The sequence below is a fragment of the Mesorhizobium sp. M0590 genome, assembly GCF_040320905.1.
Classification (GTDB): Bacteria; Pseudomonadota; Alphaproteobacteria; order Rhizobiales; family Rhizobiaceae; genus Mesorhizobium.
The window spans coordinates 1-19,909 of the sequence record NZ_JAMYQN010000039.1 but is presented as its reverse complement, the minus strand read 5'-3'; the positions used below and the strand labels follow the sequence as shown (position 1 = coordinate 19,909).

At 58.1% G+C, this 19,909-nt stretch carries 14 protein-coding genes and 8 pseudogenes; 12 read left to right on the top strand and 10 right to left on the bottom strand.

What is annotated here, in order from left to right; translation table 11 throughout:
* The 3 genes and pseudogenes from istA to NKI52_RS31575 all read right to left on the bottom strand — a co-directional run.
* A pseudogene (gene istA / locus NKI52_RS31585) lies at positions 1-1,027 on the bottom strand (IS21 family transposase); the annotation flags it as partial.
* Positions 1,028-1,187: 160 nt separating this feature from the next.
* A pseudogene (locus NKI52_RS31580) lies at positions 1,188-1,507 on the bottom strand (transposase); the annotation flags it as partial.
* A 365-nt stretch (positions 1,508-1,872) separates the two neighbouring features.
* Positions 1,873-3,318, bottom strand: a complete 1,446-nt coding sequence (locus tag NKI52_RS31575; RefSeq protein ID WP_352700747.1) for an aminotransferase-like domain-containing protein — start codon at positions 3,316-3,318, stop codon at positions 1,873-1,875.
* Between the two features lie 489 nt (positions 3,319-3,807).
* Between NKI52_RS31575 and NKI52_RS31570 the strand changes: the two genes are divergently transcribed.
* Entirely contained in the window at positions 3,808-5,007 is a 1,200-nt protein-coding gene (locus NKI52_RS31570) for an aromatic ring-hydroxylating oxygenase subunit alpha (protein ID WP_352700746.1), read from the top strand.
* 2 nt (positions 5,008-5,009) lie between these two features.
* On the opposite strand, the pseudogene NKI52_RS31565 reads toward NKI52_RS31570, so the two are convergent.
* Positions 5,010-5,140 (bottom strand): annotated as a pseudogene (locus NKI52_RS31565) (ISAzo13-like element transposase-related protein); the annotation flags it as partial.
* A gap of 57 nt (positions 5,141-5,197) precedes the next feature.
* Here NKI52_RS31565 and NKI52_RS31560 point away from each other — a divergent pair.
* A pseudogene (locus tag NKI52_RS31560) lies at positions 5,198-5,800 on the top strand (alcohol dehydrogenase catalytic domain-containing protein); the annotation flags it as partial.
* A gap of 235 nt (positions 5,801-6,035) precedes the next feature.
* Positions 6,036-6,176 (top strand): annotated as a pseudogene (locus NKI52_RS31550) (IS5-like element ISRso1 family transposase); the annotation flags it as partial.
* 20 nt (positions 6,177-6,196) lie between these two features.
* Here NKI52_RS31550 and NKI52_RS31545 read toward each other — a convergent pair.
* From NKI52_RS31545 to NKI52_RS31530, 4 genes are all read right to left on the bottom strand, one after another.
* Complete coding sequence (locus NKI52_RS31545; RefSeq protein WP_352700745.1) at positions 6,197-6,661, bottom strand: RidA family protein; 465 nt, start codon at positions 6,659-6,661, stop codon at positions 6,197-6,199.
* A gap of 294 nt (positions 6,662-6,955) precedes the next feature.
* Positions 6,956-8,188, bottom strand: a complete 1,233-nt coding sequence (locus tag NKI52_RS31540; RefSeq protein ID WP_352700744.1) for a threonine synthase — start codon at positions 8,186-8,188, stop codon at positions 6,956-6,958.
* A gap of 90 nt (positions 8,189-8,278) precedes the next feature.
* On the bottom strand, positions 8,279-9,418 hold the full coding sequence (locus tag NKI52_RS31535) for a M20 family metallopeptidase (RefSeq protein ID WP_352700743.1): 1,140 nt from the start codon (positions 9,416-9,418) through the stop codon (positions 8,279-8,281).
* A gap of 18 nt (positions 9,419-9,436) precedes the next feature.
* Positions 9,437-10,699, bottom strand: a complete 1,263-nt coding sequence (locus NKI52_RS31530) for a M24 family metallopeptidase (protein ID WP_352700749.1) — start codon at positions 10,697-10,699, stop codon at positions 9,437-9,439.
* A gap of 520 nt (positions 10,700-11,219) precedes the next feature.
* Here NKI52_RS31530 and NKI52_RS31525 point away from each other — a divergent pair.
* The 3 genes and pseudogenes from NKI52_RS31525 to NKI52_RS31510 all read left to right on the top strand — a co-directional run bounded on the left by NKI52_RS31525 (position 11,220) and on the right by NKI52_RS31510 (position 12,925).
* Positions 11,220-11,642: an aminotransferase class III-fold pyridoxal phosphate-dependent enzyme gene (locus tag NKI52_RS31525; RefSeq protein WP_352700742.1), complete on the top strand. Its 423-nt coding sequence runs from the start codon at positions 11,220-11,222 to the stop codon at positions 11,640-11,642.
* A gap of 165 nt (positions 11,643-11,807) precedes the next feature.
* Positions 11,808-12,452, top strand: a pseudogene (locus NKI52_RS32860) (DDE-type integrase/transposase/recombinase); the annotation flags it as partial.
* A 50-nt stretch (positions 12,453-12,502) separates the two neighbouring features.
* Positions 12,503-12,925 (top strand): integrase core domain-containing protein, encoded by a 423-nt coding sequence (locus tag NKI52_RS31510; protein WP_352700741.1) that lies wholly within the window; start codon positions 12,503-12,505, stop codon positions 12,923-12,925.
* A 141-nt stretch (positions 12,926-13,066) separates the two neighbouring features.
* On the opposite strand, the gene NKI52_RS31505 is transcribed toward NKI52_RS31510, so the two are convergent.
* Entirely contained in the window at positions 13,067-13,702 is a 636-nt protein-coding gene (locus tag NKI52_RS31505) for a TetR family transcriptional regulator C-terminal domain-containing protein (RefSeq protein ID WP_352700740.1), read from the bottom strand.
* A gap of 119 nt (positions 13,703-13,821) precedes the next feature.
* Between NKI52_RS31505 and NKI52_RS31500 the strand changes: the two genes are divergently transcribed.
* Both NKI52_RS31500 and NKI52_RS31495 read left to right on the top strand, forming a co-directional pair.
* Positions 13,822-15,072: a Zn-dependent hydrolase gene (locus NKI52_RS31500; RefSeq protein WP_352700739.1), complete on the top strand. Its 1,251-nt coding sequence runs from the start codon at positions 13,822-13,824 to the stop codon at positions 15,070-15,072.
* Between the two features lie 64 nt (positions 15,073-15,136).
* A pseudogene (locus tag NKI52_RS31495) lies at positions 15,137-15,670 on the top strand (amidohydrolase family protein); the annotation flags it as partial.
* Positions 15,671-16,507: 837 nt separating this feature from the next.
* On the opposite strand, the gene NKI52_RS31490 reads toward NKI52_RS31495, so the two are convergent.
* The gene (locus NKI52_RS31490; RefSeq protein ID WP_352700738.1) at positions 16,508-16,753 is read right to left on the bottom strand and encodes a GntR family transcriptional regulator; all 246 of its coding nucleotides are present in this window, start codon (positions 16,751-16,753) and stop codon (positions 16,508-16,510) included.
* A 629-nt stretch (positions 16,754-17,382) separates the two neighbouring features.
* On the opposite strand from NKI52_RS31490, the gene NKI52_RS31485 reads away from it, so the two are divergent.
* The 4 genes and pseudogenes from NKI52_RS31485 to tnpB form a co-directional block, all read left to right on the top strand.
* Complete coding sequence (locus NKI52_RS31485) at positions 17,383-18,510, top strand: serine hydrolase domain-containing protein (protein WP_352700737.1); 1,128 nt, start codon at positions 17,383-17,385, stop codon at positions 18,508-18,510.
* 352 nt (positions 18,511-18,862) lie between these two features.
* A complete protein-coding gene (locus tag NKI52_RS31480) occupies positions 18,863-19,198 on the top strand; it encodes a transposase (RefSeq protein ID WP_352700736.1) in 336 nt (111 codons plus the stop codon).
* Positions 19,199-19,276: 78 nt separating this feature from the next.
* On the top strand, positions 19,277-19,711 hold the full coding sequence (gene tnpA, locus NKI52_RS31475) for an IS66-like element accessory protein TnpA (protein WP_352700735.1): 435 nt from the start codon (positions 19,277-19,279) through the stop codon (positions 19,709-19,711).
* Positions 19,708-19,824, top strand: a pseudogene (tnpB, locus tag NKI52_RS31470) (IS66 family insertion sequence element accessory protein TnpB); the annotation flags it as partial. The gene tnpA and the pseudogene tnpB, both read left to right, overlap by 4 nt.
* Positions 19,825-19,909: the final 85 nt, after the last annotated feature.

Sequence of the window (19,909 nt, the reverse complement as noted above, 5' to 3'; positions counted from 1 at the left end):
CTGATTATAGTCGGGATGCACCTTCGCCGGTTCCACTCAGCGTATTCAAACGGCGTCGCCGGCAGGGTGCCGAGCCGCCGCCTGCTCGATCTCCTCGAACAGTTCGCGCCGGCTTTGGCCGACATGGCGCAGGCCGGTTGTTAAGTTCCTCCAGCAGTTCGGCGATCGCTGCGTTGAGACTCGGCGAGCGAGAAGAAAGTCCGATTCCTGAGCCGGGCCAGGATCCAGCGCTCGACGATCAGCACCGTGCCCTCGACCTTCGCCTTATCTGGCGGCTTGCGGCTGCGGGTCCGCAGGATCGTCACTCGTAATGTTCGGCCATCTCGGCAAACGTTGTGTTCAGCGTCGGTTCGAACCACAGCGCCTTGGCCACACCCGCCTTCAAATTGTCGCAGACGATCGACTTGGTGGCGCCGCCGAAGAAGGCAAGCGCCCGCACCTGGCCCTCGATCCAGTCCGGCAGCCTCTGGCTGGAGCTGGCAAAGGCGAAGGTGAGATTGGAGGCGCCTAGCATCGCGACAAAGATCTGGGCGGCGTGGATGACGCCAGTAACAGGATCGATGATCGGCACCGTGTGCCCGGCATAGTCGGTCTGCATCACCGCGCCGGCCTCGTGCGGCTGCGGAATGTCGTGTTCGTCCGGCGCTCGAACGCGGCGAAGTGCTCGCAGAACCAGGTGTAGGCGTAGCCGTCGGGATGGGCAGCGCGATACTCTGCCACAACAGCGTCAGCGTCAGGCCCTTGCGCTTCAACTCCCGGGCGATCAGCGCCCAGTCCGGCTCACTCAGATCCTGTGGCGGCCGGCCAATCCGGCGGAACAGAAGCCGCTCGAGCGCCGCATGGACAGCAACGGCCAGCGCGTAAGCCCCGCCTCGCTGGCGCGTAACAGATAGGTCGAAACCGTCGTCTTGCTGATCTTCAGCCGTTCCGATTCCGCACGCACCGAAAGCCATGCTCATGCGTCAGGCGCAAGATCGTTCGGATGGTCCTTCACCGTCGTTTGTCTCGTTTGCTTCCGTCTTGGCATGGCCCCTCTCAACGTCATCGTGAGAGGCCAAAATGCCAGAACGGCGCAGCCGAGAACCGACCGTCACATCCGCCACGGAAACTGTCCGGGACTTAGCGGACATACCTGTTCGGGACTTAGCGAAAGGGGTGTCTGGGAATTACCGAAACACGCAGCAGAGGAACGCCTCGCCGGTGAGATACTGGAAGTAGGGGTTCTCCACCCAGCGCTCGCACAGCACCTTGTCCGACAGGTTGAAGGTGTGCTTGAGGATCGCCGGGTCGGCAGCGGCGGCATGCCCGGGCCGTCCGAATAGACGGCGCCAGAACGCTCCTCCAGAACCGGCCAGTCGATCGCCTGCGCGAGCCGCACCAGCTCGTGCTTCATGTTCATGATCTGATCGAGTCTGGAGCGGAATAGGTGCTGCTCTCCCGTCTCGCGCTTCTCGCGTAGCCTGGACGCTCGCCGTCCCCTCGGTGCGCCGCCGCCGAACCGAGTCAATCACGCTCCGCAGCACAATCGCAAATCGAATTGCAGGAGAACAGCCCCAAAACACCGCAAATCCTGCAATTCCAAGCCGTCGTCCGCCTTAATCAGGATGTCAGATCAATGGCTTGCGGATAGTTCACAGCCGACTTGTTAATGCCGGCGAAGTAGCTCCCATGGAACTGAAGCGCCTAGCCGAAGCCGCTGACCCGGTCGCCATGGGCTGCGCATCCGCCGACGTGGCATATCGCTGCGACCGGGGAATCCCTGCCGCGAACGGCCTCCGCCCGGCTGGCGATAGTCTTGCGGCCATATTACTTTTATTCTAGCGCGTAAGGCTGTTTTGCGATTGGCCGGAAATCAATTCGCATCGGGTAGCCCTAAACCTCAATGAGCTTCGCCACAACCTGCAACATATGCGCGCGATGCAAGTCTGCTGGCGTGGACAAATTCAAGCCCAAGAAGTTGCGAAATGAGCCTGCCACAGAGAAGAGGCTGCCGGGTGAAATGCCAATGCGGTATTCCAGAGCTTTTCTTGCGCCTTTGAGCGAATCGAAGCCCGGGTGACATCGAACCCAACACATGAAACCACCAGAGGGGTGGGAGATGGAGCAGGTGGAGGGAAACGTCTGGGATATTTGCGATAGGCCGCGCCTTACTCGTTTTCCGAGTTCTTCGCGAATGCGGCGCAAATGGCGATCGTAGCCGCCCGAGTTGATGTAGTTCACGATAGCACGCTGAACAGCGACGTTCCCAAGTTCGGCGCCCTCAGAGTAGAGCGTTTCCAGCATCTCGCGGCGGTACCTCCGGTCGTGCACCCATGCGACCCCGAATCGCGGCCCTAAGCCCGCGGAGAAACTGCCCAACTGCGTAACAATGTCAGCCACATCATATTTCTTCAGGGTCGACGCAGTTTGGGGACTATGCGACAACTCTGCGTAGAGATCAATTTCGATTATGCGAGCTCCATGCTTAGTCGCGCTCTCGACGACATTTCTGAGCACATTGTCCGAGTACGTTGTGCCGGTTGGAAAATGACTGATGGGCATCAAAATGCACGCGGCAATCGTATTGTTTTCCAGCAAGTAGTCGAATTGCGCGGGATCCAAACCGAACCTCGGATGGGAGTAGATCTCCACATGTCGAAGTTGTCGCCGTTGAAGGGCTGCAAACAGAGGATAATAGGTAGGGGTCTCGATCAGCACTGTGTCTCCAGGCTTCGTGACGGTATCGAGAGCCATCTCTATCGCTTTAGCGATACTGCTCGTAAGGATGATGTCGCCGCCGCGAGCAAGCACACCGCGCAAACCGAGTCGCTTTGCAACGATCGCCCGTAATTCGGAATGCCCTTCCAATGGCTCGGGAGAGTTTGGGTATCTGATGTCCTCACGAATGGTGCGCAACAGCTGCGCATTGATTTGCTTCGTAGGGATCAGATCATTGCTCAAATGCAGATTGGCAAAATTTGTGACACCGCTCTGTCGCCACCCGCTGTTCAGCTCGTAGAGGCTCGGTGCTTGTGTGGGAGAGGCGTTACGCGCGATTTGCAGTTCATCTTGCATTTCCGGAAAGTTTGCCAGGGCACGGTCGATGCGAGAAACATAAAAGCCAGAACGTGGTCGAGCTTCTATGACGCTTTCAGATTCGAGAAGCGAGTAAGCATGATGCACGGTCACCATACTGAAACCGGTCTGCCTGCTCATCTCCCGCACGGATGGGACCCGGTTTCCGGGCTTGATTAGGCCCAGGCTGATCCATTCTTGGATTAGTTTCGCCACCTCTTGATACCGGTGCATCGCCCAATCTGTACTGACACGATTAGCCACTTTATGCTCGTGGCATGACAGCGAAACTAATGTTGGGATCCACCCATGTCAACTCCCAAGGTGCCTGAGCGAGCCGCGCGAAAGCGCTCTGGATCTGAGCTTGCTCTGACCCCCTGAAACTAGATCGTTCGAAAGTAGAGTTTTCCGCGGCCTACCAAGGACTAGATGAACATCCACAAGAATGCTCGACAGCCCCTCCAAACTCAGATTGAAGAGCCGACGAGTCATCACCAATCTGCCGCACAGGTATAATTGGCGTCGGCCACATGCCTATTGAGGCCGCCACAAATTGCCTTTCGTTGTAGGTTGTCCGCGATCCTCGCTGAGGTTTACCTGTCAGGTCGTCGAAGGAATCGCGTTACCGGCGCAGTGATCCGCCTAGTCGCCGCTATGGCAATCTGTATCTATGTCTTTTTCGTCTTTCTGCCTCTTTTAGGACAGCGTCGTCCTAGTTAGATTCCCTCTCATCAGCGACCCAGGAGCATCAGTATGAGCACTGCATCCAGCAACATGACGGTGAAAGCTCGCGAAACGAGCGGCGCGCCCGACGAGTACTACGTCGGTTTGGGCCGATTGGAGAAGTCGCTCCCTAAGTCGACGTATTTTGATCCGGCTCAGTACGATCGCGAGTTGAAGGCTATTTGGTATAAGGAATGGAACTACGTTTGTCGTTCCGAGGCCATCGACAGGGGCTCGTTCCGGCGGCACGCGATCGGAGATCAGGACGTCCTTATTGTCCGCGACGAGCAAGGCGACCTGCATGCCTACCATAATACCTGTCGACATCGTGGCTCGAGGCTGTGCACCGCACAGGAGGGCAGCTTGAATAGCGGGAGCATTGTCTGCCCCTATCACGCATGGACCTATGCGCTCGACGGTAAACTTACGGGAGTACCCGGCCTTGCAATGCCCCCCGATTTTGACAAGGCATCATTCTCCCTTTTTCCCGTCGCGGTTTCTGTATGGCGCGGGTTTGTCTTCATTAACTTGGACCCCACCGCCGTGCCGAACTTCGAGCCCTTCGGTGCGCGGGTGGCCTCCCTCGCGAATTGGCCGCTAGAAGAGCTTAGGTTAGGATACTCATTCAGCTTAAACGTGGCATGCAACTGGAAGATTTTTTGGGAGAACTCGTCTGAATGTTATCACTGTCCCGGCGTGCATCCGGAACTTTCAAAATTGGTGCCGATGGTTGGGCGTGGGATTCTGGAGTTGCGCCAAGATCCCAACTGGCAGGAGAATCAGCATAAGCAACATCCGCGTTTTCAAGGTGGAATTGCAGAAGGCGTGATGACCTATTCGATAGATGATGGGCAGACTAAGGGATCGTCCTTTCCTGGGCTCACCGATGAGGATTTGCGTACTGGCTTCGGCATTAGAACAAATTGGCCATCAGTAGTGTTTGCGGCCAATATCGATATGGTACGCACGCACAGGGTACGTCCGCTCGGTACAGAGGAAACGGAGGTCAGCGTGGAGTACTTTTTTTCTGAAGAGAATCTCGCAAACCCGGAATTTGACCCAAAAAGTAATATCGAATTTACTCGCCGAATTATGGAACAGGACGCTAAAGTATGCGAACTCAATCAAGCGGGATTGCGCTCTTTGGAGTTCCAAAGCGGGGTGCTTATGCCGTCTGAAAATTACGTCCTGGCATTTCAAGAATGGGTTCGTAGTCGCCTTTCTGCGTGACGGCAGAACAGTCGATGCTCAATTTTGTTCCACTTCGACCTGCCCGGCGGATAGCATTGACGTGGAACTTTCGTCGGCGAAAAGTCTGCGGTTCGCGCTTCCGCAGCCGCGCGCGGGCGCCGTTCGAGCCGCCAGATATCTGTCTAGTCGCGCGAATGCCCCCCCCTCCCCGCGACCGAGGGAACATATCATGAAAACGCGCGCGGCTGTCGCCGTCGCCGCCGGAAAGCCGCTGGAGATCATGGAGGTTGACCTCGACGGTCCCCGTGATGGCGAGGTGCTGGTCGAGATCAAGGCAGCCGGCATCTGCCACACCGACGAGTTCACGCTGTCGGGCGCCGACCCGGAAGGCCTGTTTCCGGCGATCCTCGGCCATGAGGGCGCCGGCATCGTCGTCGACGTCGGCAAGGGCGTCACCTCGGTCAAGAAGGGCGACCATGTCATCCCGCTCTATACGCCGGAATGCCGGCAGTGCCCGTCCTGCCTGTCGCGGAAAACCAATCTGTGCACCGCCATCCGCGCCACGCAGGGGCAGGGCTTGATGCCGGACGGCACCTCGCGCTTCTCGATCGGCAAGGACAAGCTGTTCCACTACATGGGCTGCTCGACCTTTTCCAATTTCACCGTGCTGCCCGAGATCGCGGTGGCCAAGGTCAATGCCGACGCCCCGTTCGACAAGATCTGCTACATCGGCTGCGGCGTCACCACCGGCATCGGCGCTGTGATCAACACGGCCAAGGTCGAGCAAGGCGCGACGGCGATAGTCTTCGGCCTCGGCGGCATCGGCCTCAACGACGCTGTGGTCCCCATCGCCCTGTGGCGCGCCGACTACAACACCGCGCGGCCGCATTCCCAAATCGCCTGGCAGACACCGGCCGAGTTCGCCACCACCTTCAATCCGCGACGGTCGCTCGCGCTGCACTATGCCAAAGGCTCCGCGCCAGCGCCCGTCGCTTCACCCGCCCAGCAGGGCACAACCCACGCCGGAAATGAACTCAAAACTGGATAGAAACTGGGGGCAACGTCACAGACGTAGGATGGTTGAAAGAACGTTCGGCTGGCTCATACCTGGCGCCGCCTCATGCGCGACTACAAACGACGCATCGATCTCCGAAGCCATGATCCATGTGGTCATGGACAGCCTTTTGATGCGCAGAATTAGCCATTGAACCAGTTCTCACACGAACTCTTAGCTGATCTCTGCTACCGCCTCGATTTCCACCGCCATGCCTGAAGGAAGCGCTTGCACGCCTGACGCAATTCGAGCGTGCTTTCCCGCGTTACCCAAGATATCGCAAATCAGGTTAGATGCTGCGTTCAGCACCCGGGTCTGATCTTCAAAACTCTCTGTGCAGCGCACCAACCCGGCTATCCTGACCATCTGTCTGATGTTGCTAAGATCTCCATCACATGCGTGAAGGAGTTGGCTTAATACATTGACAGCGCAAATCCTGGCGGCGTTCTCGCCATCCTCAAGCGTCAAATCTCCGCCTACAACTCCTCTATATACGAGTTGACCATCTTTCCTGGGGCCTTGCCCGGCCACGAAAATCAACGAGCCTGCACGAACGTAAGACAGGTAATTGCCGTGCGGTGGATTAACCGAAGGAATTGTTATGCCCAGAGCCGCCAATCGCTTATCAATAGTGTTCATGTGACCCAAATCTCCAAATCTTGACATAGCTCCCGTTGGGGGCGTTCTCAACGAGCACACGAGGCCGTGCCTTACTTTTTCGAACGAGGCCCATTAACGCTGCTATTGACCTTCTGCTTTATGCTGCCGGCCAGGAAACTCCCCACCCGTGTAGCTCCAGTGGCTCAACTTCGATCAATCAAGACTTCTGCGGTCGTAGCATCGCCCAAATAATTTCCGCATCGACTTTGGCTCGCGAAAACTCAACCAGCGTCCTTGCCATTACAAATGGCGTCAGGCTGCAGGTCTGCGCAGTTATAGGCCGCCGGCTATCAACGCATCTAGTGCGTCCGTTCGAGCGTCGATCAACGCTGGGGGCTTACCAAGCGAGGCGACTTCGTTTGCCCATTTGATCCCAGCTGAGGTCAAGGTAACGACCACCGTAGCATCTGCACGTATGCGTGCTTCGGCAAGGAGGCGCCGCACCGCCGCAAGCGAAACGCATGATGATGATTCCGCTACGAGACCCACGGAAGCGAACAGTTGCATGGCGTCTTGGATCTCTGAATCAGTCGGGGAACATGCAAATCCCTCCGAGCCCCGAACCGCGCGCAGCGCGTGATCGCTGCAAATGCCCGCGCCGATCGAAACTGCCATAGTCTGTGGAGCTTCCATCTTGCCGACATGGTTTGAATTGGCCGCAAGCGCGCGCGCCAATGGATTTGCAGTCGCTGACTCACAGCCTACGAAGACAGGGATACGGTCAACAATTCCAAGCTCTCGCAATTCCAGAAAGCCCTTGTACGTCCCATAAAGATCGTCGCCGCTGCCGACAGGAACCAATAGATAGTCTGGCACTCGACGGCGCAAAGCAATCGCTATTTCGAAAGCGATCGACTTATAGCCTTGCAAGCCAAACGGATTACTGATCGGTGTCGGCAGGGAACTCTTCGACGGATACCAGCCCTTCTCATTAACAAGGTGAGCAAGAAGGCCGGCGGATCGATGCCAGTCGGTGAACACTGTAGCGCCACCGTAGGCCTGGATCATCTGGCCGTAGATATCGGGCGCTCCGTTTGACAAAAAAATGATGTTCCGTAACCCGGCAGCCGATGCATAGGCCGACGCCGAGGCCCCGTGGTTGCCGGTTGAAACTGCAGCCAGGTTAGTGAACCCGAATTCGCGCGCAAGGCTGGCATTCACCGCGTTCAACCGATCTTTGAAAGACCAAGTTGGATTGGCTGATTCGTTCTTGATGAATAGGTTCGGCATCCCGATCAATGTATTTAACCGCGCATGACGAAAGAGCGGCGTCCCACCTTCACCGAGTGTTACGAAATCATCGGCATTCGAGATCGCGAAGAATGGCGCGAACCTCGCGATGTTCCCGCCTGATTGTTCAAAGGCGCTCGGCGGCACGCGTTTAAGGGCCTCCCGAATGTCTATATCTACATCCAGCGGCCCTTGACATGCATCGCACGGTTTGAAGCGCGGAGCGAAGGGATACTGCGCGCCGCAGGATCGGCAAATGAGGAGGCGGTCAACCATTGATGTCTCTCTTGGCGGTGCGATACGCTAAGCAGCCTAGTTGTGAGGTCTTACGGGCGCTCATATAGCCCACTGTCACGCAACCTCTCGCTAGTAGCTTTTCATGATTCTCCGATAGATTTCTGTTGCCTTATCGACTTGATCCAAATCCACATACTCATCGATCGTATGCCCTTGAGCACCGTCGCCGGGCCCTAGTACTATGCACTTGGCTCCGGTCAACTGGAGCTGGCTTGCATCCGTACCCCAAGGTGCGCCGTGGAATGTTCCCCCTGTGCCTGCTACATTGCGGCATGCTTCCGCGGCGACTTCCGCGATGCGCGATCTGGTAGCGTCCTCAAGCGGAGGGTCCTCAACGGCAGGAAAAACCGAACGAACCTGCAGGTCCTGATGCTTCTTACGCAAAGCGGCGAGAACTTTTTCCACCTCCTCAATTGCAGCAGCCGGTGTCTCTTGTGGGACCAACCTTCGGTCCAGAAAAATCTCGCAACGTGCCGGCACCGTACAAATATCGCTCCCACCTTGAATTAGACTAATTGTCAGCGAAGGCGCACCCACTAACGAATGTTCATAGCTGGTACGCAACTTGTCGCCGAGGCGTACAAGCTCGGGGATGACGTGCGCCATGCCCGCTATTGCATTCAGCCCAAGTTCAGGTTTGGAGCTATGCGCGGCCCGGCCGATCGTTTCAATCCACCAGCGGACGGATCCCTTGTGCGCAACCACCACCTCAAGGTTGGTGGGTTCGCCCGCAACTGCTGCTTCGAACCCGATACCCGACTGTGCCAATGCCCGAGCCCCGGCCTTTCGATACTCCTCGTCAACCGTCCCAGCCACAAATACAGTTGCTCGCGGCTTATCTTTTCTAATGGCGACAAGAGCATACAACATCGCAGCAAGTGAAGACTTGGTGTCGCATGTCCCCCGCCCGTACATCCGGCGGGCATCACGTTCCGCAGCAAATGGATCTCGCTCCCATCCATCCGCCGGTACAGTATCCAGATGCGCGTCAAAGACGATACGCTTGTCCGGATCGGTTCCGCGCACCCAAGCGAGAACGTTATCGCGCCCCTCGCTCACGGGCTGGAACTTGAATTCAATTCCTTGGTCGCCGCAAAACTTCCCAACGTAAGCAGCAATAGCTGCCTCACCACTGCCTTTAGAGGAAAGGTTTGGATTGATACTTTCAATTTGAACCAACTCCGCAAGCAATTTCGAAACATTCGACATGACAATCCTCTGATCTGTTTAGATTTGCCCGGTAACTGGGATTTCCTGAGGCGCAGGAGTACTTAAAAACTCGTAACTGCGCTCAGTAACTGCTATGACCTCTTCAAGCTGGAAGCATCCGAACGGCAGCACGACCCGTGGTTCGATATGTAGGATCATTCCCGGTTCGATTACCGTGTCATCCTCTGATCTGATCGAGGGTGGCTCGGTTATGTCGAGGCCGGATCCATGGCCGATGCGACCAGGACCTTTGAATGCGTTTTTCGCTATGTCAGAGATCGCAGCCAATGGAACACCGGGGCTGACCGCTTCGATACATTCGCGCGTAAGATCCCAAACATTCCGGTAGGCTGACTTCTGCTCCTCGCTTGCCCGGCCGACAGCCGCCACGCGATTGTAGTCAGACCAATATCCTCGGACAGTCACGCCAGCATCGCACCAAATCGTGTCCCCCACTAGAAGCTTGCGTTCCGTGGGCTCCATCGAAATTTTGTGGTAATTTCCCTCGCCGGAATTCAGAGGCAACCATTGCACTCTATCTGCTCCGCCCTCTAGCATAGCAATAGCCATGCGGCGCTGCAGATCCCGTTCGGTCATACCCGGCTGGGCGACCCTCCATCCTACAAGAAAGCCGTTTTCGTTGGCCGAACATGCTTGCCGGATATATTCAATTTCATTCTCGGACTTTATCATTCTAGCGGCCCAAAGAATGGGTGAGCCATCGACAAAAGCGACCTTAGGAACGAGCGTTTGCAGCGTTTTGAAGGACGGCACCGGCATGCCCAATCGCATTTCACTGCCGTAATCGACCCCAATCGTACTGCGCTCAAGCTTAAGCTCTTTCAGAATATCAACGAGGAGCGGCAGGCTATCATCTGCAAATCCGATCCAGGTACGAACATCCTTAACCCACGAAGTACTGCGAACAACATCGCCTTCGACCTCCGTAACGATAACTATCGGGTCTTTCCCTTGCGCCAATATCGCAAACATAGGACGAGCGTTACCTACCCATAGCTGCGTGCGGTGGCCAGTAAAATAACGACGATTGGACTCTCCAGTAAGCAGGAGCGCTTCGATGCCATGTTCGCGCATGAGCCTCCAAGCACGCTTACATCGTTTCGCATATTCATCTTTAGGGAAATCGGCAACTGTCATGGATTGTGTCAAGGTTGGTACGCCCGGGTAAGAGTTGTCGTTGCTAGGTGACTTGGCCCAAAGGGTGCCAAGGCTAGCAGATTGCAAAATGATCAAGACAAGAACAGGCGAGGCCTGACCCATGCCCAATTTCGCCTTCTCCTTTCACTGCAGACCGATTTTGTTCAAGCGCCCCATCAGCTTCAATTCGAGTTCCCGCATGAAGCAGAAGCAGCTTGATAAACGCAGTGGGAAGCGCTGATAAGCCGTCGTCGATTGTAGGATTACCTTAGCATGATTTCCTCAACAGAAAAAGATTTGCCTGTGACGAAACTCCGATTGACTTTTGTTAGCTCTGAGATCCAATGTCAATAGCCAGAGGAACAATTATTGCATGCAGTGCTCATTTGAAGGCTGGAGTGAGAAGCCTTGCCGGCTTCGCCCCAGGAATAGATGCCCGTGAGGTCCATATTCTGCCGCCCGAGCGGAGTGACGCAGCACATGGTCGGGAATAGCCCAGTCCCTGGTGGCGCAAATGGTCCACCGCTCGGCTGAGCTCCGAAATCGGCCTGTTCCGTACAGAGGTCAAGCTGCATAGAGGTCAAGCTGCTCCCTTTGCATTCGAGCGATATCTCCCACGTCCAGCTGATCAATCTACAACACCTTGGTTGAGTTGACATTCCAGGGGAACTCGTCCAGCCGCGCGCTGATGCCCACTTCCGCCGAAGCCCGCATCTGCTCGGGACATACCCTCCGAAGCGGCGGCTACACCTATTCGGGTAACCAGATCGCCTGCGCCGCGGCCCTCGGCACGCTCGACACCTACAAGGACGAAGGCCTGCTCACGCGCGACGAGGAGCTCGCGCCTTACTGGGAAGACGCGCTGCATTCGCTGAAGGGCGAACCGCATGTCATCGATATCAGAAACATCGGCCTGATCGGCGCGATCGAGCTGGCGCCGATCGCCGGAAGCCCGACCAAGCGAGCCTTCTCAGCCTTCGTAAAGGCGTTCGAGCGCGGCGCGGTGATCCGCACCACTGGCGACATCATCGCGTTGTCGCCGCCGCTGATCATCACCAAAGGCTAGATCAACGAATTGGTCGACCATGTGCGGGATGTGCTGAGGTCGGTAGATTGAGATCCGAACGTCGCCATTTCCTTTCCTCACCTGGGTGTTTGGACCGGAGACATCGCGAACAGGTGTGCGAGGACATCGCGAACAGTTTTGCGCGTTTTGCGCGAGGGGTTCGGGATGCCATTCGGGGACAACAGCGCGATGAAACAGAAACTGGAATTCGTCATGTTGGCGAGCGCGGCGGGGGCGAATGTGAGCGCGTTGTGCGCTTCGGGGTCGGCCGAACGTTGGCTCACAGTTGCTCGCGCGCTATCGAGCGGAAGGCGATGCCGGGCTTGTGGAGCGCTCGCGCCAGCCGCGCTCGAGCCCACGGCGCAGCGCCCGGAGATCGAAGCGGCGGCGCTTTCGATGCGCACGGCGCATCCGGCGTGGGGCGGGCGCAAGATCGCGCGGGTGCTTTCGCGCCAGGGGCTTGGCCATCCGGCCGCTTCGACAGTGACGGGCATCCTGCGCCGCAACGGCGTCGAGCTGGGTGCGCTCGGCGGCGGCGCCAAAGCGTTCATTCGTTTCGAGCATGCTGCATCCAACGACCTGTGGCAGATGGACTTCAAGGGCCATGTGCGCGCCGGCCGGCTGCATCCGCTGACCGTGCTCGACGATTATTCGCGGTTCTCGCTGGTGCTGGAAGCTTGCCCCGACCAGACCACCCAAACCGTGCAAACGCGACTGATCGCGGCCTTCCGGCGCTACGGTCTGCCGTGGCGCATCGCCACCGACAATGGCTCGCCATGGGGCGATGGTGGCCGCAACAACTTCACGCTGCTCACCGTCTGGCTGATCGAGGCCAGCGTCGCCGTCAGCCACTCCAGGCCTTGCCATCCGCAGACGCTGGCAAGGACGAGCGCTTCCATCACTCGCTCAAGGCCGAGGCGCAGCAGTGGCCACCCTTCGCCGATCTCGCCAAGGCCCAGGATGCCTTCGATCGCTGGGGCCATGTCAACAACGCCCAGCGTCCCCACGACGCGCTGGACGGCGGCGTGCCGCTCGACCGCTACCGGGCTTCGCAGCGTCAGTATCGCGAAACTGTCGAGCCGTTCGAATACGCCAAGGGCGATCTTATCCGACGCGTTCAGCAGCATGGCTTCGTCTCTATTCTCGGCCGCAAATTGCGCCTGTGCAGAGCCTTCGCCGGAAAATCCGTTGCCTTCCGTCCGACCGCCAAGGACGGCCTCTTCGACGCCTGGTTCAGGCACCAGAAAATAGAAACCATCGACCTCAACGCAAGCAAAAGATAAGTGAAACTGTTCGCGATGTCCTCGCACACCCTGTTCGCGATGTCTCCGGTCCAAACAACGGGGAGGGTGGCCGCTGAGCGGTGGGAGTCGGCGCGGCAGCGTGCCAACCACCTAGTCTTTTGCTGCGAGGAGCGGTCACAGTCAGCGCAACGCGCCGATCCCTTTTAGGATCACCCGCTTGATATTTTCCTTGGCTTCCCGCCATTGCCGGTCGGACAGAGACTTGCCGCCGTTAAGCGTCTCGATCTGATGGCCGAAATCGGCGTAATGCTGGGTCGTGGCCCAAAGCATGTAAAGCAGATGACGCGGGTCGACCGGGTCCATCTTGCGTTCCTCGATCCAGCGTCTGATGATCTCGACGCGCCCGTCGGTCCATTCACTCAGCGTCGATTCCATGTATTCTTGAAGCACCGGCGCGCCGTGCATGACCTCGGAGGCCCAGACCTTCGAACCGTCCGGGTGGCGGCGCGATATTTCCATCTTGGCATCGATGTAGGCACTGATGCCGTCTATCGGCCCACGCGCCGCATCAAAGCAATTGGCCGCCTGTAGCCAGATTTCAAAAATGTTCTGGACGACGGAACGGTAGAGCTCTTCCTTGGTGGCGAAGTAATAGTGGAGATTTGCCTTTGGCAGCCCTGCCAGATCGGCGATCAGCTGCATCGTGGCGCCGCCAAACCCTGCTTCCGCAAACACCTTCTCGGCAGCCAGCAGAATGGTTTTTTCATTCTCTCGCCGTATGTCTTGTCGCCGCATGGGGCGGGTGGGTTCCGCCATGTCTCCCCCGAGATTCTAGTTGACCGCTTGGTCAGGTTGTGTAGTCTGAAAGCTGACCATACGGTCAGGCTGCAAATCACTCAAGGGGCGACAAGACTCCTGGTAGATGGGAACCGCAAATGGCCGCCCCCGGCGAGAATCTGCGAATCAATTCAGACCGTTTGTGGGATTCGATAATGGAGATGGCGAAGATAGGCCCCGGCATTGCCGGCGGCAATAATCGCCAGACTGTTACTGACGAGGACGGCGAAGGGCGGCATCTGTTCAAGCGCTGGTGCGATGAGGCGGGGCTCGAAATGAGCGTCGACGAGATGGGTACGATGTTTGCCCGTCGCGAAGGCACCGACCCCAGCCTGCCGCCGGTCTATCTCGGCAGCCATCTCGACACCCAGCCGACCGGCGGCAAGTATGATGGTGTGCTCGGCGTGCTCGGCGGGCTGGAGATCGTGCGCTCGCTCAACGATCTCGGCATCAAGACCAAGCACCCGATCGTCGTCACCAACTGGACCAACGAGGAAGGCGCCCGCTTTGCGCCGGCGATGATGGCGTCCGGGGTATTCGCCGGCGTGCTCGACCAGGCCGACGTCTATTCACATGTCGACAAGGACGGCAAGAAATTCGGCGAGGAGCTCGAGCGGATCGGCTGGAAGGGCACCGAAAAGGTCGGCGAACGCAAGATCCACGCCTTTTTCGAGCTGCATATCGAGCAGGGCCCGATCCTCGAGGACGAGGGCATCGACATCGGTGTCGTCACCCATGGGCAAGGGTTGAAATGGCTGCAGGTGACGCTGACCGGCAAGGAGGCGCATACCGGCTCGACGCCGATGCCCAAGCGGCGCAATGCCGGGCTCGGCATGGCGCGGGTGATCGAGTTGGTGCACGAGATCGCCATGGACTATCAGCCCGACGCCGTCGGCGCGGTCGGCCATATGGAGGTCTATCCGAACTCGCGTAACATCATTGCCGGGCGCACCGTCTTCACCATCGACATCCGCTCGCCGGAAAAGGAGGTGCTGGACGCCATGGACGGGCGCATCCGCGAAGGCATCGACACGATCTGCGACGCGCTCGACATCAAATATCAAATCGAGCAGGTCGGCCATTTCGATCCGGTCACTTTCGATCCGGGGTGCGTCAAGGCTGTGCGGGATGCGGCGGAGCGCCTGGGATATACGCATCGCAACATCGTCTCCGGCGCCGGCCATGACGCCTGCTGGATCAACCGCGTCGCACCCACCGCAATGGTGATGTGCCCCTGCGTCGACGGTCTCAGCCACAACGAGGCCGAGGAAATCACCAAGGAATGGGCAGCGGCCGGCGCCGACGTGCTGTTCCACGCAGTGGTGGAGACGGCCGTCATCGTGGAGTGAGTTTACAGATGTACCTTCCAAACGCCGCTCACAAGAAGCGCGAAGAGAACAAGGGAACAACAAAATGACCAAAGTCATCAAGAACGGCACCCTCGTTACCGCCGGCCGCACGTGGAAAGCCGATGTGCTGATGCAGCACGGCAGGATCGTCGCCATCGGTTCGGACCTGCATGGCGACTACGAGTTTGACGCCACCGGCTGCTATGTGATGCCGGCATCGACCCGCACACCCATCTCGAAATGCCGTTCATGGGCACCTATTCGGCCGACGATTTCGAATCCGCCACGCGCACGGCCCTTGCCGGCGGCACGACCATGGTCGTCGATTTCTGCCTGCCGGCACGGAAGCAGTCGCTGCTGGAAGCTATGCAAATATCGGGACAACAAGACGAAGGCGTCGTGCGACTATTCCTTCCAAGTGGCGATCACCTGGGGGGCAAGCAGGTTCGACGAGATGGCCCCAGTCGTCGACAAGGGCATCACCTCGTCGAGCATTTCATTGGCTCTAAAGGGCGCGCTGATGGTGTCGACGACGACGAGATGTGTGCGTCGTTCCAGCGTTGCGCCGACCCTCGGCGCGCTGCCGCTGGTGCAGAGTGGCAAGGAACTCGCCTGTCGGATGTGTCGGCGCCGGAACGGGTCATATCAGCCTCCGAGTCATTGGCGTGAAGCTGCCGCAATCCGGGAATGGCCATTCGCCAGTGGGGATGGCGGTTGCCGTTTGCGCGTTGCTGTCCCACATCTGCATAGCTTCCAGCAGCGACTGCTTCGGTGCCGGCAGTCAAAATCGACCACCATTGCCGCGCAGCCGGAAAGTGCGGCGCGGATGTCAGCATGCTGACGATGATCGAGCCCTTGGCGCGCCCGCATTCTCGGCAATAATGCTCCAACGGTGAGATTCAAAACCCAGGCCGTGCCGAGTTCTTGTGCAGGAACTCCGTCCCGGCCTGTGAACCCCCCACGACTATTATCATGGCGGACCGAGATGATGCGCCCCAGACGACTTTCAATAGGACGCACGTCCACAGGTATGCCGGATCTCTTTATCGGCCGGTCGAAGAGGGCCGCGCCGCAATCCACCTTAGGATACGATTACCGTAGGGGGCGTTATATCTCATAAGTCGTAGCCACTCTCTCGGATCAGACAATCGCATAAGATCTGGGCCTGTCTAGCTGCTTACGGAGAGACGTTATGGCAAAATCGTGCGCGGCACCCCGAGTCACCGCTCCATGCGATCTCTGCAACAATCCGCGCCTTGTCAGCCTTGCTCCACGTCCGCCGCCGGCCCGCGCCGGTGAAGATTTCCAATCGATGGACCGGCTGAGTGATAGCATCATACACTGTGCTCATTCTAAGCCCAACGGTCAAAACCTAAACCGCAGACTTGCAGATCACAGCATCATTCGGAAGGTGGCCGCAAAACAACCCTTACGGTCAAGCTTCTATTACGCCTTCAGATTCAAGAACTGAGTAAGCATGATGCACGGTCGCCATACTGTAACCAGTCTGTCTGCTCATCTCACGCACGGATGGGAGCCGGTTCCCTGGTTTGATTAGGGCCGAGGCTAATCCATTCTCCAATGAGTTTCGCCACCTCTTTATATCGGTGCATTGCGCGATCTGTGCTGATATGATTCTCTTTTTAGGCTTTTTGCATGACAGCAAGCCTGCGGGTCGCACCTATGTCAAGTGCCAGGTACCTCGTCAATGCCTATGGGCTTGACGTTGCAATTGATTGTAATTCCAGTCCTGAGCGAGAAATTTGGGTTGAAAACCCTCCCGCTTTGTCACATGGAACTCCCGTCAAGTCGATGCCGTAGCCAGTCTGTTCACCATAGGCGTCTTCCCACTGCGCATTTCGATCAGAGGGCTTGGTGGACTGCCAAAACTCGTCTGCATCATGCGGGCGGCGCGCTCAACCTGATCGCCGCTATGGCAATCTGTATCTATGTCTTTTTCGTCTTTCTGCCTCTTTTAGGACAGCGCTGTAATTGTTACGCGAGTTACTGAAGGAGCATCAGTATGAGCACTGCATCCAGCAACATGACGGTGAAAGCTCGCGAAACGAGCGGCGCGCCCGACGAGTACTACGTCGGCCCGAGGTAAGGACACGAACCAATTCGTGCTCGACTTTAGCGTGGGCGGCACTCGCAAACAAATGCGCTTGACTGCGCCTTGAGCGAACTCAACATCGATAAAAGTTCGGACCTCGTGATTTGCCAGCACCCCGCAAATTTGGATTGAAAGGCACACGCTGTGCACAGTTCATGAGTTATTCCGAACAACCCAGACTTTGAAAGGCCTGCCGCATGACTGTCCCCTCGATCGCCAATCCAGACCTTGAAGTCCTGTTCGACAACAAGCCGCGCTGGAACCTGCCAGACTTCCGCCGCCACGGCTTCCACAATCTACATACAACTATGCGCTATACGATGTCGCTGCGCGCTCCCCGCATCCTGCCACTCAGGAAAGGGATCGACTGGACCGTTGGCGATCGGCCCGAGGTCGCACGCTATCTTGCCATGTCGCATTTTTCGGCCTTCGTCGTGGTGCGCGATGATCGCATCCTTTATGAAGCCTATGCGGCGGACTTCGGGCCCGACAGGCCCCACACAATCATGTCTATCACCAAGACGACAATCAATCTGATGCTTGGCCGCTGCGTCGCTGATGGCCTCGTCGACCTTGACCGTCCGGTGAAGGACTACATCCCAGAGATCGGAACAGGTTATGCCGAGGCGACCGTCAAGGCGACTGCCGACATGAACGTTGCCAACGACTACACCGAGGACTACACCGACGCCAACTCTACGGGCTTCGACCTAGAGGCCGCCTTAGGCTGGCGCCTCCCGAGAGAGGGACAGAAGGAGGAGACGACTCACTCCTTTCTCTGCGGCATCACCGGCCGCGACCTAACTAACCGCACCGGTGAGGTGCTTTATAAGTCGGCTAACAGCGAGGTCCTTCGTTGGATAATCGAGCGGGCCAGCGGCAGACCTCTGCGCGACTGGCTGATCGAGATCGTCGAGGCGGCCGGCATCGAGGGATGCTTCCACATCGCCTGTGACCGCGAGGGCGTGCCGGGCAGTGCCTTTCTCACCGCACGCGATCTGGCGCGCTACGGGCTGCTCTTTGCGCGCAAGGGCGAGGGTGTCGACGGTCGCCGTGTCGGCGATGCAGCCTTCATCGAAGACACGCGCCGTAATCCAGGCCCTTCCTGGCCGAAGCCGGGCGATTGCACACGGTATAGTCGCCAAATGAATACCGACGGCACCTGGCTTGGGCACGGCGGCTATGGCGGCCAGTTTATGCTCGCGAATCCCGACACCGGCACCGTCGTCGTCTATTTCAGCGTGCTCGAGAACGCGAGCGCCTACGATCCCGGCTTCAGTGACCCCCTGGTGAAAATGATGGCCGAGGTCGCGGCACAATGTTGAGCTAGAGTCGTTGACTCAACTTATCAAATCCTGTGGCCGAGGATCTGTTCGGACCTAGGTAGCCCCAAATAAGGATGTCAATGACCGCTGAAACGGCGCGGCCGGTTCCACGCATTTGCGGGACCCTCTGCCGGATTGAACTAAGCCGCTAAGAACGACAGCCACAACTCTCGGCCGGCGTTAGTGAATCAGAAGGCAATGGAGAATGTACAGCGCTCGGCAGACGGTCGCGGGGTTCGCCGATGAGAAAAACGGCGCAAACTGCTCGCTGACGTGGAGTGCGCCCCTCGGACCGGACAGGATGAACAAGCAGAATTGACTTGGAAGCCGGGCTTTCGAAGGATGGAAGCCCATGGTGACTTATCGCACGCACAGCATCGAGTTCAAACGTCAGGTAGTGCAGGAGTTCCTGTCCGGCGAGACGCTGCATGGTCTCGCCAAGCGGCACGAACTGCCGCGTAACCTGATCCGCATCTGGGTTCAGAAGCACGAGGCCGGCTCCTTCGACGAAGACGTGGCGGCGGCCGACACGATGCAGACCTATGAGGCGCGGATCGCAGCGCTGGAGCGGCTGGTAGGCCGGCAAGCCTTGGAAATTGAGTTTCTAAAGGGGGCTCTGAAAAGCGCACCACGTCCGAGAAGCGGGACTACATCCGTGATCACCGGCCCGGCGGTGTCTCCATCGTAAGCGCTTTTGGGACCACCTTTTGGGAGTGGTCGCGATCTGTGAGGTTGCCGATCCTGTATTGGGATCGGAGATCGGCTTGTGTCTGGACTTGACCTTACGCTTGACCCGGAGCGGCAGCCTCGGCGTTTCGAGGTGATCAACGGTGCCGGCGGCCGGCGTCACTGGTCGATGGACGACAAGGCGCGGATTGTCGCGGAGACATTGGAACCGAACGCAATCGTTTCCGAAATCGCCCGGCGTTATGGTCTCAGGCCGCAGCAGGTGTTCGCCTGGCGCCGCGAAGCGCGCAAACAGGCCGCTTCGGTGCAGCAAGATTCTCCTGCCTTTCTGCCGGCGGTTGTGACGGCGGCGGAGCCTGTAGCCAGCCGTTCACTGAAGCAGCGGAAACGGCAAGCCACCCGAGATGCGGGCATGATCGAGCTTGAGATCGACGGCATCGCGATGCGCGTCGGCCGGGGCGCCGATACCAAGAGGGTGGCTGCTGTAATCAGCGCGCTGAAGGCAACGTCGTGATCGGGCCGACGGGTGCGGTCAAGGTCATGGTGGCGACGAAGCCGGTCGACTTCCGCAAGGGTGCGGAGGGATTGGCTGCGCTGGTGCGAGAGACGATGGGAGCCGATCCGTTCTTATGCGTCGGGCGAGATTATGTGGCGGAGCCGCCCTGACGCCCGTCAGGGCCAGCCAAACCCAGCTTGCCTCCGCCACATAATA

Coding starts and splice junctions, on each gene's coding strand:
- NKI52_RS31480 (WP_352700736.1), top strand. CDS start 18,863: ATGGTGACTTATCGCACGCACAGCATCGAGTTCAAACGTCAGGTAGTG.
- NKI52_RS31530 (WP_352700749.1), bottom strand. CDS start 10,699: ATGGGTCAGGCCTCGCCTGTTCTTGTCTTGATCATTTTGCAATCTGCT.
- NKI52_RS31500 (WP_352700739.1), top strand. CDS start 13,822: ATGGCCGCCCCCGGCGAGAATCTGCGAATCAATTCAGACCGTTTGTGG.
- NKI52_RS31505 (WP_352700740.1), bottom strand. CDS start 13,702: ATGGCGGAACCCACCCGCCCCATGCGGCGACAAGACATACGGCGAGAG.
- NKI52_RS31570 (WP_352700746.1), top strand. CDS start 3,808: ATGAGCACTGCATCCAGCAACATGACGGTGAAAGCTCGCGAAACGAGC.
- NKI52_RS31485 (WP_352700737.1), top strand. CDS start 17,383: ATGACTGTCCCCTCGATCGCCAATCCAGACCTTGAAGTCCTGTTCGAC.
- NKI52_RS31535 (WP_352700743.1), bottom strand. CDS start 9,418: ATGTCGAATGTTTCGAAATTGCTTGCGGAGTTGGTTCAAATTGAAAGT.
- NKI52_RS31545 (WP_352700745.1), bottom strand. CDS start 6,661: ATGAACACTATTGATAAGCGATTGGCGGCTCTGGGCATAACAATTCCT.
- NKI52_RS31540 (WP_352700744.1), bottom strand. CDS start 8,188: ATGGTTGACCGCCTCCTCATTTGCCGATCCTGCGGCGCGCAGTATCCC.